The sequence below is a fragment of the Cytophagales bacterium genome (assembly GCA_033344775.1).
Taxonomy (GTDB): Bacteria; Bacteroidota; Bacteroidia; order Cytophagales; family Cyclobacteriaceae; genus JAWPMT01.
Genome location: JAWPMT010000001.1, coordinates 494,935 through 515,182 on the forward strand (window position 1 = coordinate 494,935; position 20,248 = coordinate 515,182).

Consider the following 20,248-nt stretch of genomic DNA (forward strand, 5'->3'; position numbering starts at 1 on the left):
GTACTACTCTAACGAATAGACTAGTAAAAAGACAAAAAGAAACCCGAAGCTTCCACTCCGGGTTTACCCATTTAAAATTCCAAAATGACTAATTGAGTTTCTTATGCCGCGTCGGCTGGCGCAAGCACTTCGATGGGCGATTTCAGTGTACTTACGCGAGGGTCATTGCTCTTATTATACCGGTTCCTGACCTGCAATTGGTAGAACCCTGCAGCCATTCCCTCCGGCACCCCAAAGATGATCTCAGAAGGGTTGTTTTTCACAATCGTTGTAATGTTGATCTCGGTTCCATCTTCTGCAATAAAGTACAATCCCTCATCTGCCGCTGCTTCATCAAATTTGAGTCGTCTTCCTGTTAACTGACCAATACTTCCGGCAGTGAGCACTTCATTGATGGTATCACTCCCGTGATCGATATATTTTGATAAAACCGGGTTAGAACGATCTGCCACGTCATTTACTTTCTCCACGGAGGTATCCCGAAAGGCTTTGGTGAACTGCGTGGTAGGGATCGTATCCACTTTGATTTGATGGCGATTGGGATCGAATGTATCTTCTTCGTTTTCGAAGGACCCTTTGATGTCGGGTCGGCGCTGTTCAAGGGAAGTGTTGACGTAATAGCCACGTTTGGCTAATTCTAAAATGCTGTTGTTCCAAAGCGTAACTACGGCACGGATATCAGATTCACTTTGTCCCGTACCTTTTTCCAGCATGTACTGGATAAGTTCTTCTTCACCATAGGTGCCTGTTGGGTTGATTTTTGCGTAGTATTTACCTTCTACCAATGGATTCTCAACAAGATAATATCTCATAGATGTTTGTTTATTTAGTTAAAAAAATAGAACGGAAATAAACTGAAGACGCGCCCTTAGTTATCTCTGATGTTTTGCTCTTAAATAGACGGAGCCTGCCTAGAAATAGTTACAGAAATGGAAAGGTTTTTTGTATTATTTTAAGAAGTTTTAACTTCAGTCATTCCTACACCCGTTTCACCCGGTCTGAGCCCGACCGCCGGATGATGGTTCACTTTTCATTTCTTCATTCTTTTTTTATCCGTCATTCCGGTTTTTGGAGTACAATGGAGAAATACCGCCAGGCGGCCCTGCGGAATCTAATACATTGGAGCAAGTACTAAAACATCTTGAGATTCCGGCACTTCCTTACAGTCCGGCCGGAATGACGCTTCATTTTTTGGTTCTGGTTATACTTTTTTGTCCGTCATCCCAGCGATTATTTGAAAATCGAAAAGTTTTGCATTCATAATACTAATCTGCCGGGATCTCATCAAAAGGAGCATCTTGAGATTCCACAGGGCAACCTGGTGATACATCAATCAACGAAGAACCAAAAACCATAAGTCTGCTATGAGCTCCGGCAGTAGGAATAATACATTCTCCCCCCTACCACAGTTGAAGTATTTAACCTGAGGGTACGGGGTAAGTGCATAACTCAGTTGGAAAATGGCAGAAAGATTGCCTAGTTTAGAAACTTCTGTATACAACCAATGACTTCCTGATCCTTGATCCTAAAGACATTACTACAACCAAAAACACATATCTATTAAGCATATGACAGCTTTTGCCCTTTTCAGGACGGTGATTTGGTGCATTCAAAGATCAATAACGTCTTGTGCATACTCCAATAATCCAGTCGAACCCTAGTAATCGCATTGAAAGATTCAGCTCAATACCTTTCTAATTCATTTCATTGAAACCATACCATCATCATGTCCATACCTAACAACCATTCCTTCTCCTCCGCTTTCCCTTTCGAGATCAAAATCGAAAACCAATTCATGGATGAAGGACATTCTACCCTTTACATCGTCAACAAGATAGATGAGGCAGCGACAGAACAACAACTCAAGTTATTGATCAATGTCGTGGCCCCAGGACAATATACCTTTAAAGCTATGGACTCGACAAAGTCACCTGGTCCAAATTATTACCATATGGCCTTGGCTTTTCGACCTGGGGTGTTATTGGATGCAGTAGCTCAATCCTTCCATCAGGTCCTTACCGTGGGCATAGACGAGGCCTTAGGAAAAGACAATACCTGCATTGTTCACGGACCGGTCTTGCGTTCCGACAAGGCAAAAGTTTGGTACGTTACCTTTAAGGAAGATGTAACTACGAACTGTGCTACTCAACCAAGTGTAGATTGGATCGCACAAAAAGAGGCAACAGACGGCCTTCAATTAACGCGGTTTACTATCAGTCCTGATGGTCATTGGTATGGTATTGACATCAATCATAAACTCTACGCAAAAACCCCTGGTGAGGCTACCTGGAAGTCATATTCCTGGTCAAGGCGAATAGAAAGCATGACCATGCTACCGAATAAACATGCGATTTATGTTGGTTTAGACAACACGCTTGTTTTGAGTGGTCTTGTAGTCGGTGAACAGAACATATGGCACCCATATCAACCATTGACCTATGTCAGGTCAATCGTCAGTACTTCGAAAAACAATCTTATTGGGATCAACCAGCAAGGGCATTTAGTTCATATTGAATTACCCTACGGGGTGCTCAAGGCCATCCCAAAGGTTTTAGATACCTCGCTTACCCTGATCAGTGTCGGCTTGTTTCCTGACGGAAGAATCCTGGGAGTTGATTCCCAGCATGATTTGCACGAATGGAATGAATCAATCAATCGTTGGTCACCTATTTTGAGTTCAACTAAACTCCTTGATGTAACCGTAGATGCCGACGGTAATGTCTTCGCAGTAGGTACCGACCATCAGATTTATAGGCAATCCTTGACTTACTCCCCTAAAAACGTACTCAATATCCCTCTTAAGGGTATTTCCGCAGCTGCAGGAACTGGCGCAAGATCCAGTCAAATCGAGTGTCAATTCGGGAAAGTACATATGAATGGAAATCCGCATGATTTCAAGTTCAAAGCCAATACACAAGTCAGCATTGTTAATCATCAGGGAAGTGGCTATGCGCCTCTGCATTTTGGGATATTAGGCAGCGATGTGATGGTCAAAGACAAACAGAACACGTTAAAGCCGTATTTCTTAACGCAAGAACGTGTTCCTATCACGCTAGGAAAAGAAACCACCATCACTTTCACCTTTCCTTATACAGACGGAAACAAATTTCCCGGTATCGGTAAAAGCGATCAAGTTGAGGGTATATCCGGAGTTGATGCTGACGAACATTTTACTGCAGAACCTAAAAAACAGGACACAACTCACCATACATGGAACTTCTCGTTCAAGGGGAACGATGATCTGATTGGCGCTCAGCTCTTTGAAGGGATTTTTGAATTTCGCAACATTCAAGTGTCCGATTATCGAGGACCTGTCATTGTCGAAGTTGTTGTCAAAAACCTCCCCGGTTATTGGGACAGTGTATTTCAAATTCCAGTGGTCATTGGGGACTCCTCATTAACTGATGCGCTCAACCTCGTCACCACTACCAAAGGAGGTAATTCTGAAAATATAGGATCCAAAATTAACTTCTTTAGTGGGGGAACACATGGAAAGGGTTTACCCAGTGTAGCGATTGAAGAGAATTGGGGGTTAGAATTATACGGGTCACTTCCGAATACAAAGAATCCAGTAGTCAAGCATGGGCAGGGGATCAGGGTCAGAAGAGCAAATCTCATCATTCCTGAGGGAAAGTTGGCTATTGGTACGAAAGAAAGTATTTCTGCAGCCCAAGGAAACACGCATATCTTCCCGGAGGGTTCCAACGCCACACTTTATGTTGAAGGTGACAGTCAATTACATGGTGATGTTTCATTAACTGGTAATCTGATTATTTCTCGAGACACATGGAATGGTGGCACAAAATTTGGATTGAATAGTACAACTCATCAAGGTGCAACGGATATCTACAACCTCTATATTCACCCGGATAAAAAAGATGAAAAAATTGAAACCCTGGCATTTCAATTTCACCAACGCACAAATGATCAGCCTGAAGCTTTCAAAGAATTACTTTCCATTTATCGCAGTGGCAATACAGCCATAAATGGAAAGCTCCTCTTAAAAGGTCCTGTTCAAAAAGAAGGTTCTGATAAAATCCATCAAGACGAGGAAGTCCAGATTTCACTGGAAGCAAAAGGAGAAAAAAAGGATAAAAGAATCATCAAATCCTTAATTATTCAGGGAAATACAAACTTAGTCGTTACTGGCGACACGAAATTGAATGGAACCACAGTCGATCATCTAAGGATTGAAGAAAAAAATACAGCGAACAAAAGAGCCCTTTCCATTGGAGGACACGGAACAGTCGAGGTAGATGCCCCAAAGGTACATGGAGGAAGGTTTAAGATAGATGAAGCCGGAACTGTCACCATTGGGAAAGGTAAGCTAAAAGCAATGAGTAGTGCCACTATACATGGCACTACTCAAGTTCATGGCACATTGTTCGTTGGTAATACAGATCAACATAATAAGTCACTCACTGTAGACAATAATGGCAATGTCCACACACTTAATTTTTTCTCGCACGGACCATCCACCTTTCATGGAGACGTGACCGTCAAAGATCTATTTAAAACCCAGAAAAACTGGAACATCTTTACGCCACACCCTGGATACCATGCCAGCCTTCCCACCGACGACAGGGGTATGGCCCTGGGTTGGAATCGGACAGGTGGTCATTCCGAAACCAACTTTTATAATCTGGGGCATATAGGCGAGAATTTAATTGCATTCCAATTTTTGCAAAAAACGGCGAGTCATCAACATGATCACGAAGCCCGAGAATTGATGACCATCAAGAATAATGGCTGGGTGGGAATTGGCACAAATGCGCCCGGAGTTCCACTTCACGTCAATGGCTCAGGTGCCAAGGCCAATTCAGGTGGTATGTACTTTGATTCAGGTACCACAGTAGTCGGATACCCATCTGATAAAATTGGTGTAACCATCCTCTCGCAAGGATCAATATTAGGAGCCAGGTTCATTGCAAATTCCTTTTGCGAGCATTCAGACGAACGAATTAAGGTCAATATTCATACCACAAATGTGCATTCGGATTTAGCGACGCTGCTAAAAATCAATGTGAAGGAATACAAGCATATCGATCACATCAAACAAGGTATTCGGGTAAAAAAAGGAGTCATCGCTCAGGAGCTTGAAAAATCCTTTCCTGAGGCGGTTACCCAAATGTCCGATTTCATCCCAGACATTTATCAGCTCTGTGATCAACTTACCTGGGACGAAGAGCAAAGGGTATTGACGTGCACACTGAAACAACCACATGAGCTCATAGTAGGCGACAAAATCAAACTGATCACCGAATCAGACCAGGAATTCTTTCAAGAAGTCACTGCGATTAATAACGAATGGAGCTTCAGCGTCAAGGACTGGGAAGAAAAAGTAGACAAGGTATTCGTCTACGGGAAAGAAGTGGACGACTTCCGCACGGTGGATTATAATCAAGTGTCCATGATGGGGATCAGTGCGATCCAGGCCTTACATCAACAAGTTGATACCCTGGAGCAAGAAAATAAAGACTTAAAAGCAGGGCAAGTGCATCTAGAGGAAACCTGTGAAAGCCTCAAAGAGGAAAACCAGGCACTAAGGAATCAACTTGAAAACGAAATACAAAACCTGCGTAAAGAGATAGCAGCAATGAAAGCGGGGGTGTGACTTGTTACGTCTTGTCATTCCCAGAATTAAGGGGCCAACATCTATTCCGTCATTCCCGGGATCACGGCAGGATCATGAATATCAGTACCATTATGTTGATCGTACGGGAATCTCAATAAAAGGAATACTTACTAAAAAATTTTGAGATTCCGGCACATCGATCTTGGATTGCAAAGAATCTAAATACCATTGCGATGGCCGGAATGACGATTTTGAATGAAATGACGGAAAAATATCATCTTTTACCCCACCCTACAGCAGTTGCAGTAGATCGCTGAACAGTTGCAGTATAAGTTACTCATTGATTTGAAAACCGACTAAATATTGTCTAGTTTAGAACAAGTAATAGCAATGAATTGACTTCCAGATTTCCGATCTCGAAGACATTACACACAACCAAAAATATAACCTTGCATATGACAGCTCCGGATCATTGGCTGACACAATATTCGTGTGTCCAGTTTAATTTCTTTCAGACGTTTTATGGCTCCTTTAAGGAATCAGACCAAGGTCATCAGACATGGCTTAGACACAAGCAATGGCTTCCACTTTTTTCCGATCAATCATCTCAAACTTCCTGAATCGATCCCCACATGTCCACACTTACAAATCATTCGTTTACATCCGCTTTTCCCTTCGAGATCAAAATCGAAAATCAATTCATGGATGAAGGGCATTCGACCCTTTATATCGTCAATAAAGTAGATTCGGCAGCAACTGCACAACACCTCAAATTGTTGATCAACACAGTGGCCTTTGGTCACCATACCTTGAAAGGATATGGTAAGGACATTAAACCTGGAGCCAATCACTACAACCTGGCATTGGCTTTTCGGCCTGGCACCTTATTAAAACCTGTAGCTGATACCTTTAAGGATACGCTCCAAAAGGCCATTAATGAGGCAATAACCAACAATACCTGTGAGGTGGCAGGCCCTGTGATTCAAAAAGACAAGTCACAGGTCTGGTATGTATGCTTCGAAAAGGATTTAGAGTCGCTTAAAGAACAGGACTTTAGCTTGTCGGTTTCACCGTTTCCAGTGAATGACTCGAGTATTTCATTTAGACAAATCTTCGGTGACATTGATGGCAACTACCACGGCCTGGACACAAATGGCAAGATCCACTGGTACGATCCCCGAAAAAATGGGTCATGGACGAGACATGACTGGTATGATGGAGGTGGTGAGGCCAAGAGCATGGTCTGCATGCCCAATGGCAAATATTTATACATAGGGGGACACAATCTCCTCAATAGGCCCAGGGATAAAGCCAATCATGAAAAATGGGACCCTTATTCCGATGATATTAAGGCCATTAGTATCGCAAGATATGGAGCCGATCACCTGATTGGTGTAGCCCCAAGTAACCACTTGATCAAGATAACATTGAATGATGACCAACCCATCATTAATACTTTAAGTACAAAGTTACAACTCTTAAGTGCGTGTGCTTTACCGAGTGGGCAGATCCTTGGGGTAAGCAAAGACCATCAATTGCACCTTTGGAATGAAGCCAAAGACAGCTGGAGTCCAGTAAATTCCTCAAATCAACAGGAATTCCTTTCGGTTTCTGTGGACTACAATAACCAGTTGCTTGCAGTAAGCATCGATCATCAGTTGTACCAACTCGGATATGCTGTGGTTGCGCAAAACCTGCTTACCGTTGACTTGAAGGGCGTCTCCGCTGCGCCGGGAAATGGCACCCGCGTAAGTCAGGTGGCCTGTCATTTTGGGAACGTGACAAATGGCACTGCATCACCTACCTTCCAATTCAAAAGCACCACCCAGCTCAATATCGTCAATCACCAGGGAACTGGTTATGCGCCATTGCATTTTGGCGTATTGGGCAGTGATACACTGGTTGTTCCAACCGGGTCGTATAACGCTGAAAATCAGTTGACTCTCTATTTCCGTACGCACGAAAACATTCCCATCACGCTAGGTGAAAAAACCTCATTTATTTTCATCTTGCCATTCCAAGGTTCTAATAAGTCGGACAAACCTGCTTTGGGAACTCAGGATGAAGTGGCAGCCTATTCTGTATCCAGTCGAGGAAAATTATTCAAACCAGTGGAGAATAAGCCTGATGAAACCAATAATACAATCTCCTTTCCTTTTATGACTAAAGTTTCTTCCAAGGATCAAAGAATCCAGGAAGGAACTTTTGATTTCAAGAATGTTCAAGTATCTGGCTACTCAGGCTGCGTAATGATACAAGTATCGGTCAAAAACCTTCCCGGCTATTGGGACAGTGTGTTCCAGATTCCTGTGGTGCTTGGAAATTCGGCGCTAAACGGTGAACTTCTGTTAGGCCATGCACTCAACAAGGGTGGGAACTCAGGTACGACTGGTTCAAGAATTAGCTTCCTCAGTACCGGAAGCAACCAAAAAAAGCCCTATCTCACCATTGAGGCCCATGAGGGCTTGAACCTATACGGCGATCATAATCGAAACTTACCCGTTAGAGTTAAAGGAACTGACTTATTGGTACCAGAGGGTAAGGTAAGCATAGGAACCGAAAATGGAACGGCGAATTTCAATGTCCAAGGTGACAGTCAACTCGAAGGGTCATTACATATCAATAATAAAGAAGGGAACGCGCTGGAAGTAACGGGAGATGCTAACATCTCAGCCAGTTTGAACATCGTGGAAAGCACAACTTCAAAGAACCTCACCGTCACTGAAACCACTACTTCAAAAAACCTGACGATCAACGAAGCTGCCAAGTCAAAAACATTGACGGTTTCTGAAAACACTTCACTAGATGGAGAAACAGAGGTACAAGGAGAAAAACTAGTGATCAAATCGAAAGAAATAGAATTTGACAAGGGCACTAACTTAAATTTAAACGGTGGTGTACACTTTAACCATGGGTTTCAAACACATCACCTTGCAACCTTCTTTAACAAAGTTGATTTCGAAAATGAGGTGAATTTAAAAGGTGCAGCAAATTTAAGTGGTACAACTAGTCTGAAGGGCACCACTAATCTGAATGGTACAACCAATTTGGATGGTACGACTAACCTGAAAGGGTCGGTCAAGATGCCCGATGGAGCCGATATTGGCGGCAACCTAAATGTAAACGGTCAGCTAAATTGTTCTGGATTTCTTGTTGGTCAAGCCGGTCACCATGGCACAAGAATTGCCTGGAATTTTGCCGGCGGACATGGAGCTACAGATTTCTGGAATCAGTATCACAATGGCGATCCAAATACTGCTGCCTTTCAATTCCATCAACCAGGGGCACCCAAAGAATTATTGACCATTACCAGAAATGGACGGCTTGGAATCGGCACGATTTGGCCCAAAGCCCCAATACATATTGCCGGAAAGACCAGTGATTATCCTAACATCGATCCTGGCGACCAACATGGTTATTTTGGCTACGCGGGACAGGAAGCGAATAAAGGAGCAACCACTCGCAATGATATCGCATTGTGGGTGAACGGAACTATCCTGATTTCCCATTCCAATGGCGCATCGGATCAAAGGATCAAACGAAACGTATTACCAAGTAACGGCGCACTGGATGTTAATCAACTTCTGCGACTGAAAGTCCGAAATTATGAATATGTAGATACCCTACAAAATGGTCATCGTGTGACCAAAGGACTCATTGCGCAGGAAGTTGAAGAGGTATTCCCGGAAGCCGTTTCTCAGCACACTGAATTTGTACCGGATATTTTCTCTGAATGCGCAACGTTTTCTATCGATGAAGAAAAAAATGAGTTGACCTGCCGCATGGACGAGCCTCATCATTTGGAAAAAGGCGATAAGGTCAAATTAGTCGACAATAAACACGTGGAGTATCAAAAGAAAGTACTTGTAGCTTTAGATGCATACACCATTGTGATCCAAGACTGGACGGAGCAAGCAGAGAAAATTTTTGTATATGGAAAGGAAGTAGATGACTTCCAGGCCATCGATTACAATCAAATCTCCATGATGGGCATCAGCGCGATCCAGTCTTTGCATGAGGAAGTGGATACGTTGAAAAAAGAAAACAAGGAGCTTAAGCAGGACTATGAAAGCTTGAAGGAAGAGAACGTTGCATTGAAAGAACAGCTTATGAATGAAATGCAAAGCCTGCGTGCAGAAATAGAGGCCCTGAAAACCACTACGGTATGATTGTTACAATGGAAAAACCCTTAACGCTATCCCTATTTCTATGACCACTCTGCCCATACCCGTGCGCATTCAGGGGCTCTTTCTGGAACATGACCAGCAGGTTTCTGCGCCTTCAGCAGATTTCTCTCAGCTGCCCTGGTTCGATGAGAAGCAAGGAACAGATGTCAATTTCACCACGCCTTTTATCAGCAAATACTGTCTGCGTCAGCCGTTTCAGGGCCCTGATAGCCTATTAGGAAAGGGCGTGCATCTGCATTTTGTCATTCCTCATTTCCTGGGTAGACGCGTTCCGGAAGGATTACCTGGTGCGCAGGAGATGCCTGCGGTACCCAATCGTTGGATCATTACCCGAAAAAATAAAGATGGGAACATGGAAAAACAGTGGTTCATCGAGAGTGACTACATTCATCATGAGAGCCACTCTCCTACGTACTATAGTTGCACCATTCCTTTTCATCAGGGCCGCCCCTATCGACATCTGGGTCGGGTAAGGGAATTTTCAGGCGTTCTACCACCAGAAGGTCAGGCTTCACAATATTTCAGAGGGTTGAACAATCATAAACCCATGACCGCTTTGGGCGCCGGAGACATCCACTTTGCCTCTTTCTATCCCAATTGTAATACCGCCTTCGGGCTGTTCGATCCTGAAGGGGAATTAGATGCGAAAACCACCTATACCGTCCAGGGTTGGCATTCGGTTTCCGATGACGACTTGATCTTTCAGTCCATCAAAACCTGGAATCAAAAAGAAGGCTACAACAATGTCGAACTTCAAAAAGACCTGAAAGCTTCCTTCGGACTGTTATATGATCCTGATGATAGCATTGGGAGTCCATTAACGCACATACCCTCCTCTGTTTTCTACGGGGCATTCCAATTTGATGGGAAACCCGCTGATCCTGATCATGAAAGCATCAAAGTTGCGGTGGGTTCCACCGGTACGGAAGCTTTGTCTGCGTTTGTAGCTTCTGAACTCGCAGGTGATCCATTTGCCAGTGAATTCGCCGGCAATAAACGTAACATTGAAAACATCCTCGAATCGGCATTGATGTTCCCTAAACTCGACGGGGAACAAGTGGATGTGGGACCCAAATTTGATGAGGCCAGGCATACCGCAGGATTTCGTCCTTCACATGGTGGACACCTATGGAAAATCCAGGCGCAGGCACCCAATAAAGCCCCAGATGCCAAAGAAGCATTGGATATTCCTTCCCTTCCAGCCGGTCTGGGTGAAAAACTGGATGCACTGAATCAGGCACAGGCCAAATACCATCATGAGCACCAGAAGATCGTTGCACAACAACGGCAATTATATGCCGACTGGATCAAATATATGGAGGCACGCTACCCTCCTGAAGCCAATAGCAGCAACGACATAGCCGATCAAATCATGTATTTCCTGTCGCAACATGGCATCTCACCTTTATTGGATCAGATGGCGCACACGGGGATCCTTTCCTATGATCAGGATAAACACTGGGAACCTGTCCTTAGTAAGTATGACCTAAAGCATATTTTACTGAATGACGGCATAAATCTTAATCCCGAATCAGATAAATCGCCAGAGGAACAATTAAATGACCGGTTCAGCGCCACTTCGAATCAGCTAGTACAAACAATATGGCAGCAATGGGAGACTAAATTATCTGGTGGGACCGTTCCTAAATTTGCCAGTAAGGTAGTAGAGGCATGGAATGACCTGACCCAGGCCATTGATAATGAAAATAACCAACGACATGCGCAATCTCCACAATTGTTCCTGAACAGGATCGATGGCCCGCGCTTCTGGGAACCCAAAGCCCCGGTGGTACTACTCTCTGGTTTGGAAGAAGGTGTTTCCAAAGTCAACTATTCCGTAGACCTACTTGAAGGTGATCGTAGCAACGAATCATTTATTGAAGAACTCTACAATAAGAACCTTCAGAAGTATAGCGAACAAATCTGGAGTCCATTCCTGATGGATTGGGAATTTGACCTGCATCAGACTACTGATTTACAAAAAGGGAGCTTCAGCGAAGATGCGATTCTGTCGAACTTTAAGCTGGATGGCACCAGCGCGGACTTCCTTCCCAACCAAACGACCAGCTTCCAACAAGTCCCTGGCGTCTTTTCCGGAACGGTCTTGATGAGTGCGCATACCCGAAGTACGTACTTATACGCCATCGAAGCTTTTTTTAGCAACTTCCTTAAAAAACATAACGTAGAGCTGTCCGAATCTTCATTAAAAAACTTCCTGATGGAAGTCAACTGGGAAACTGCCTGTACGAATATTTCAGCAACGGATATACTTCAATCGCCACACTCGCCCAATCCTTATCAGAAGTTACAGGAGGCTTATCGTAAAATCGAACCTCAACATTTCCTTTCACAGACGTTGGACGGTTTTTATGAATCTTGTGTTCAGTTGAGGAAGGTCACGCAATTCCCTATTGCCGAACCTATCGGCTTTGAATATGAACGTCAGTTTACCGAACTTGTCAAAGCAACGGTACAACTCGAACGGCACATGTCACCAGAAATCGCCTTTGATTTCAATCCGCTACCTAGTGGAAAATTTTACCTGAACCGATTGCAAGTGCTGGATAATTTTGGAATCAGTACCCCCATTCGCACCAACTATGACGTGCCTTTTGCAGAACCGCTTTGTACCGCTGCAAATGAAGCATTCCTCAAGCCACGCATCGCACAACCCGCTCGTTTGAGCTTACGATGGTTGTCTGCATCCGATTCGGTCACACCAACTAACGATGACCCAATCACCTCACCAGTTTGTGGATGGTTAGTCAACAACTACCTGGACAATTCACTGATGGTGTATGATGCTACGGGTAATGGTTTAGGATCATTGAATCAGGACATGGAATGGCAAGTGGTCCCGTGGAAGACAGCACCCTCATCAGAAACGGAAATTGCCAATATACACCTCCGTCAGGTAATCCAAAAGATCAAAGGCTTACCCAACTTCCTTTCAGATACGGAGAATGCTTTGCATCACATTTCACCCCACGAAGCCTTACAACATCCGTTGAGAAGCGACCTGATTGGCAAACCCATGGCGGTGGTCCGTGCAGCAGTTGGTCTGGAACTGCAGGGAATTCCCCACCTGGATCAAAGCTGGGCCTCTCTCTTACATGACCTCCAAAACTGTCATTTAAAGCCGGCCTGGGGACCGGAAGAGCGCAACAACCAAAACTGGACTACTGTAGCATTCCCTTGTCGCATCGGAGAACACATGCAGCTCAACGATGGCCTGATCGGATATTGGGTCGAAAATGAGCAAACTCCTTATGGAGATTTCATTGCTCCTCAAACCGAAAATCAATCGGGTTTAGATCAGGGGGTCAATGAATATACGCCTGGCATATTCCAGGGTCTTTCTTTAAAACTAAATGCTGAAAAGACCTATCTCTCCATGATCATGGACCCACATGGACTGATACACGCCACCACAGGTATACTGCCGACGAAAGCCCTGTCCATACCTCCGGAGCACTATCTTCCACAGCTTAAGAAACTGAAGGTCTGGTTCCGCAGTAGCCCGATCTTACAACCGCAGGCATTGAAACAAAAAGTACAACTGGACCTACCCAAAATTCCTGAATTGGAATGGCGTTGGTGGGACCCCAAAGACGGAACGTCTACCATCGAAAAATACAACCAGAACCCGGACGTAAAACTGGCTCTGAAAGAAGGTTGGTTGTTGCTCGAGGAACCTGTTGAAGACCAAAAATCCAACGAACCATCATGAATGGACTAAAAGCACTATATCGATTGCTGGAACTGGTTCCCGAACAGGCTGATGATATACTTATCCGGGCCCATGAATTAGAAGTGAAAATTCAAGCGTTTCGGGGCGAAGTAGCGACCCATGAAGAAACGGCGACCTCCTGGATCAGTAATGAGTTTGATCACGTACCTGATCAGATTGACGCGTTGATCACCTTTTTTCAAAATGGATTACAAACGAGTTCTTTCTTTGAAAAAATCAAGCATCAGGACCTCTCTCCCTTATTTACTTTGACCCAGACTACAGACGAATCAAACCAGGATTTGATCGCCTTGAAAATAAAGGAACTGAAAACTTTCCTTGAGCCGCTTGCCATCAAAGATGCAGACGAGGTTTTCAGCGCTATCAAGGAAATTCTTCATGAAATCAGGCACCCCTCAAACGACACGCCCACGGAGGCCTCCCTGAAACAGACTTACGATCATTTGAACAAGGACCTATTACAAAAAAAGGTCAATGTAGTTGTCGAAAAGCTAACTGGTATTCCTCTAACGAGTGAGGCAAATACCATTGGGGGAGCCCCTGAAAAAGTAATGGAAGCCATCGATGAGGCCATTCCTGAAGTGGAAGGTCAATTCAATTCCTTTGAACAAGAACAAGTGACCATTTCTAGTTCAGTGATCCTCGCCAAAACCCTGGAACCCATCTTTCTGAAAGTCATCTCTGCACTACCCTTGCAGGAGTTGGGCATTGATCCTCATGATCCTACATTCAAGACCCTCTGGTCAAGGTTTTTGACTGAAGTACATCAGATCGACAGTTCCTCTATCCCCAACACAATCAAAAGCGCACTTCAAACCCTGGCCAAGGTCTGCGAAGCTAACCTTTCTGCTGATCATGCACTCCATGACCTTTCGATAATGATTCAAAAGCTGCATCTGATCGTCAGCTATTTCATTGATAATGGCTTATTCGTTCCTTTAAAAGTAAAATGGTTATCTCAAGACGAATCCATTCCAGACCATCACGGACTCAATCAGGAAAGGCAAGCCATCAAGGCCGCCCAGGCCCAACAAAATGTACAGCAACCCCAAACACTTACCCATACAGGAGTTGACGCTACCACGCCTACCCCGGCTACAAGTGGTCAAACCACATCAGCCAAAACACCTGCAACAGTTGCCTTTGGTGGCTTACTCGGTAGCGACCATCAGAAACAAGCAGCAACCTTGTTGAATGGGGATGTTTTTGCCCAACCGATGGCCAAGATCAATGAGTGGATTAAACAATTGATTGATTCCGTCAAAGACCTGCCTCATGAAATGAAGGCCGCCTGGAATCAGAAAGAAATCAACAACCTGGACGACCTGATCCACTGGGTAATGAAGAAAATAAAAACACTCATCAACGAACTGATCGAAGGGCTCCAAAACCTGATACTTCAAGTGATAACTGCCTTGCGTGACGCCACAAACATGTTGCTTGGCCTGACCCTTAACATCAAGGTTCCCGGAAACTTCATGCAGCAATGGGCACCAGGACTGAGTGCACTGAATTCCGTCAATTTGTTTTGCCTAGTTCTGGCGGTCCCATGGGATGTATTGATGAAATTTAAGGATTTACAGGTCACAGACCTGGAATCCTGGATAAAGAATTAAACACAAAAATTAATCGTAAAAATAAATCGAAGAACATGTACTTGAATTCAATGAAACTCCAATTCAGATTGGGTTATAGTAGTTCTGGGATTGTCCTTCAGCATCGAAAAATATAAAATAATGGCAGGACCAAATACGGGAGGATCACAGCCTCCACAAACTCAACCCTCAGCTGGAGCTACCGGCACCCCGCAAAATCCAAATGAAAAATTGGGAATTGAATGGAAAGCAAGCGCCGCAGCTCAATTGGCTTCTATCATGGAACAAGCCTTTGACAATCAAGAGGCCCTAAAAGAAGAAAGTGCAGCGAGACAATCAAAAATACTTACGGTTTTAAAACCAGTTTCGTCAATTTTAGATATTACCTCTAATGCACTATCGGACGCCCAATCCATTGTTAGCAATAAACAATCCGTATGGAGTGGGGAGTCAGGCTACTTTAGTAGTGCATTTGATTTTGCAGAAACCATAATTAACAATTCGGAAAAGATAGTTTCGAATAATTCCGTTAGCATACCGAATGCAAAAACCGCCGCAAATAACGCCTGGAATATTGTCAACCTGATTTACAATAAAATAAAATCCATTAGATCCGAAGTTGCGATTCCCTCCAATGAAAGTGATTTTAATGAGATAGGTAAAAAATGGGAAAACGTCCCTCAAGCGCAAAAATCTGTCAGTGTTACCAAGCAATTCTGTAGTAGTCTCAAACTCAATTATCAAATGCAATACTTTGAATCATATGATCCAATTGACTACCAGAAACAGGCTTACAACCTGTCTATCGCTCAGACATTCTTTGGCCTAACAAAAGATGTCGTGGATTTTGCTACTGGAATTCTTTCTGCAGACGAAGGACAGAGTCCTCAAGCCATACTCACGGAGTTCTTAATGAACAGTGTCAAAACCGGAGAACCTAGTTATGAAGATTTGAAGAAAGCTGTTTGTGTACCTAACCCTGCTCAACCTTAATATCCACTAAAAAATATAGTTCATGTCACAATGAACTAACCAACAAAGCCAAATGAACACCTTCATTACAAAACTGGAAAACCAGACCGGACTGGATTTATCTGCTCTGCACCTAGGAGTTGGCAAGCAAGGAATGGCTTTTGCTGCAGATTTAGATGGGGAAGTCCCTTCGATAGCGGGCCTTTTATCTGCCTTGGGCCTAGAAGTTCCAAATGAAGGTAATGGGATAAAGCACTGTAGGGTACAGATTGCGCTTGGGTACGAAGCTCGCAGAGGAAGCACCGATTATCAGACGGTGGCAAAAGTCACGCTGATCGGTCCATTGCAATTGCGTGATTTGTTTGAAGGAATTGATATCCCTCCTGAAATCATCCCTGAAGTCGATAAAATCCAGTTGCGATTTGAAGCAGACAAGATCGGTAAGGGAACAACAGCAACTACATCGATTGAAATACAATTTGAACTTAGTTATACACTTTCTACAGGACAAGGACCTAACATTCTGTCAGGTGTTTATCAGCATTTCACTCAAGGAAGTAATGAAGTGAACGGTATCGCCGGAGGCATTCATTCGGCTGGCAATCCATTCGCTGGCCTGAATTTGGACATTGGCCACCTACTGGATGTTCATCTGACCCAACCCTTCTTTATCCACCTGAAAGACAATACTGATGACATCACACTCATCGGAACGTCGATTGATCTGTCGGCGGGACTACCGATTCCCCAGGATTCTCCTTTGCATGACTATTTGGCTAAAGGGACCGTGAACATCAAACATGGTCTGGCGATGTTCAGCAGTGCCGTACTTTCAAAATCGGCAGAAACCTGGGCAAACGAGTTGTTAAGGAATGTCGGGATTGCTCCACTCCCTTTGACTTCCTCGATAGGCACCTACACCAGTATTTCTAAAGGCCTCAATATTACTGGATATTCAGACTTTACGCATTCCTTGAGTATTGAAGATTGGATAGGCTCCTGGCTAAAGAATCACATTGCATCTGGTGTTATGGACGGGATTGATAAACTGTTTCCGTCTTTGTCTATTACAGAGTTATTCTTCGGGTATCATGAAGGCAGCAGCATTTCCATGGGTGCAAAAGCCATACTTACTTTGAAAAATGGCCAGTACACCAAGCTGCCATTAGAGTTTAGGGCCATTGAGGGTAAAACTGGCTGGACCATTGAAAGTAAGACAATGTTCGCCTCTCCTCTCCCGCTCAACGAACTTTTGAATGACTTACTGGGAAGCTTAGACCTGGGTTGCCCGTTCCACAGCATGGGGCTGGATGTAGTGAGCATGGATGTTACTTATGGCATCACGGATAAAACCATCGGATTTGGACTGGGCCTGGACAAAGCAGGCGCACCTGCTAAGTTGAACCAGGACAAAACAGATAGCTTTTTTGTTCAGGTTTATAAGTCAAGTACGTTACTTGAGCTACAGCTTAGGGACGGTATGAACCTCGGACAATTGCTGGGTTTTGTGGATCCTTTATTTGGATTAGAGGACATCACGCTCGAATCAGTGAAGTTCAAGATACCGCTTGCTGATGTTAAGAGTACGGAAACGAACTACAGTTTTAGCACCACCTTTAAACAAGGTGATGATACTTTTAACATAGCAGGTGCACTGGACAAACACACGACTGGCTCTTCCTCTACGAGTCTCATGGGTTTACGTATATCATCCCCGAGTGGTGCGGCATTAAGCCTAAATGGCCTGCCCTTGACACTGAGCATCAAAGAGTTCTTCCTCGCAAGTCTGGTTTCCGATAACGCCCCTGCTTCGATCCTTTTCCATGCAGACCTTAATCTCGGTTTAGATTTAGACCTCAGTACTTTACCCGTATTGGGAAAGTTTTTGTCAGAAGCCCAATTCAAATTTAACCAACTGAATTTTTCCTATGCTTCGGGGCAGACACAACCTACCGAACTACAGGCGATCAATATACTATTGCATTCATTTAACGGTGTGCCTTTTTATACGCCACAGCCTGCACTTAGAAGCCAACAAGCACCGACAATCAATTATCCAAAAGGATTCAGTCTTCAAGGTGCCTTAATTCTTGGAGAGAATGCGGAAAGCATTCCACTTCACACGCAATTCTCCGGAGGTCCGGGACAAAGTGGAAGTGCGTCGAAAGCTCCAGCCAAACCAAGTCACCTCGGAAAGCAATATGGCCCCATCATTCTGGACAGTGTCTCCCTGGCTTCTCGAGATGGTGGCGTTGGCCTGAAATTCACAGGCGGATTGATGATCGGGCCGGTCACATTCGAGTTGATCAATTTTGAGATCACCAGTCCATTGGATCATTTCGATCCGGATATCAGCATCGATGGGCTGGGACTTGATGTCAAAAAAGGTGCATTGAACCTGGAAGGGCTCATGTTGAAGGATCATTTCCAAATCCCCGACAAAAACGGAAAACCCGAAGAAGTGGATGGCTTCAGCGGAGAATTGGTTATCGACTACAAACAATATAGCCTTGCCGCTTTAGGCTCCTATGCCCAATTAAAAGACGGCACACCTTCTCTTTTTCTTTACGCTTTCCTGGGCACACCACTAGGGGGTCCACCAATCTTCTTCGTTACCGGGGTGGCAGCAGGTTTTGGTTACAACCGAACCTTGGAATTACCATCACCGACGGGCATCAGCACCTTCCCTTTGATCGAGCCCGTAATGGGTACCCCACCGGCGGGAAGTTTGGCAACGGAGTTTGATGCCATGAACATGGACTTCAAACCCAAAGAAGGCGCGTTCTGGGGAGCCATTGGTGTCCGGGGTGAAAGCTTCAAAATGGTGCAGAGTTTCATCCTGCTGGATGTACAATTCAACGATCACATTGAGGTAGACATCATCGGGATCTCTAACATGACTTTCCCTACGCCTAAAGAAGAAGGATCGCAAGGGAACAACAACACCCATCCTTTAGCAAAAATCATCATTGGGATCATCGCAAGATACCTTCCGGAAAAAGGCATTCTGACCATTAAAGGGGCCTTTCAACCCGGCACGTACGTACTGAACCCAAATGCGCATATTACAGGGAGTTTTGGGATGTTAAGCGTGTTTGCCACCCAAACAGATGGATTCTATAAAGACGCTAGAGAAGGAGAATTCGTCTTAAGTATTGGAGGATATCCGGCACACTTCCCTGTCAAGTCTTATTATCCGCAACCACAGCGCATACGTCTCAACTGGCAGGTCAACCCCATTCTTTCCGTAAAAGCCAGTGGCTATTTTGCCATTGTTCCTGATGCCATGTTGGCCGGGGGCGTATTTGAAGCATTGTATCGCATTGGCGGATTTTTATCCATCAGCGCCTCTTTCACCCTGGCAGCGGACTTCAAGATCTTCTGGAAGCCCTACCATTACACGGCACAGATCTCGCTTTCCATTGATGTACAAGCCTCCTTCAATATACCTTTGGTGTTCTTCACATTGCACTTTCCATTCAATATGGAGTTTGGTGCAAACCTCGACATCTGGGGGCCTCCTTTTGCGGGAAAAGGCCAGGTGTTCGTACATGCGGTGGTTACATTTACGGTTGATGTAAGTTTTGGAAATGCCTCACCCGCCTTACCCGCCATTGATTGGGAGGAGTTTCAGACTAGTTTTCTTCCAGAGCCACACAAAATGCTGACGGCTTCAGTCACCGACGGCCTGATATCCACAACGGATGATATGCATATTGTGAATCCAAAGGAAATCAGTATCGAATGTCATACGGGCTTCCCACTTACCTCCATTGCATATGGAAATACTTCAAATCCGTGCAAAAGCGATTTTGGCATTGCTCCCATGGGCTTACTATCTGATCTAAAGTCAGAACTTACCATAAGCATCAAACAAAATGGCGAAGATGTAACGAAAGACTTCTCTTATACAGAACTTTCCAGGGACTTACCTGCCGCTCTTTGGGAATTAGGCACAGGAGCCAATACACCTGAAAAAACCTATGGAAAGGGACTGGTTACGGATCTGGTCTGTGGAGTTAAGATCATCGCTACGGGACAGCCTTCCTCGAATAATACCAGTTCTATTGGTGGTATTCCACCGGATTTATTAGAACTGCCAGCAGCACGATCATTTGATGATTTTGACTATGCCAACTTCAGTAGTGGAATCATTAAAAGCCTTTAA

General features: G+C 44.4%; 7 protein-coding genes. 6 read left to right on the plus strand and 1 reads right to left on the minus strand.

From position 1 onward, the window contains the following. Nucleotides 1-101 precede the first annotated feature (101 nt). Entirely contained in the window at nt 102-812 is a 711-nt protein-coding gene (locus R8G66_02050) for a DNA-binding domain-containing protein (GenBank protein ID MDW3191108.1), read from the minus strand. A gap of 914 nt (nt 813-1,726) precedes the next feature. Between R8G66_02050 and R8G66_02055 the strand changes: the two genes are divergently transcribed. From R8G66_02055 to R8G66_02080, 6 genes are all read left to right on the plus strand, one after another. Beyond that, nucleotides 1,727-5,614: a tail fiber domain-containing protein gene (locus R8G66_02055; protein ID MDW3191109.1), complete on the plus strand. Its 3,888-nt coding sequence runs from the start codon at nt 1,727-1,729 to the stop codon at nt 5,612-5,614. Nucleotides 5,615-6,207: 593 nt separating this feature from the next. Continuing rightward, a complete protein-coding gene (locus R8G66_02060) occupies nt 6,208-9,744 on the plus strand; it encodes a tail fiber domain-containing protein (GenBank protein ID MDW3191110.1) in 3,537 nt (1,178 codons plus the stop codon). 40 nt (nt 9,745-9,784) lie between these two features. After that, nucleotides 9,785-13,492 (plus strand): hypothetical protein, encoded by a 3,708-nt coding sequence (locus R8G66_02065; protein MDW3191111.1) that lies wholly within the window; start codon nt 9,785-9,787, stop codon nt 13,490-13,492. Next, nucleotides 13,489-15,129 carry a hypothetical protein gene (locus tag R8G66_02070; protein MDW3191112.1) on the plus strand — a complete coding sequence of 547 codons (1,641 nt, stop codon included), beginning with the start codon at nt 13,489-13,491 and terminating at the stop codon, nt 15,127-15,129. The genes R8G66_02065 and R8G66_02070 overlap by 4 nt, the downstream gene beginning before the upstream one ends. 120 nt (nt 15,130-15,249) lie before the next feature. Beyond that, nucleotides 15,250-16,101, plus strand: coding sequence for a hypothetical protein (locus tag R8G66_02075; protein MDW3191113.1), 852 nt, complete (start codon nt 15,250-15,252; stop codon nt 16,099-16,101). A 52-nt stretch (nt 16,102-16,153) separates the two neighbouring features. Then, nucleotides 16,154-20,248: a DUF6603 domain-containing protein gene (locus R8G66_02080; GenBank protein ID MDW3191114.1), complete on the plus strand. Its 4,095-nt coding sequence runs from the start codon at nt 16,154-16,156 to the stop codon at nt 20,246-20,248.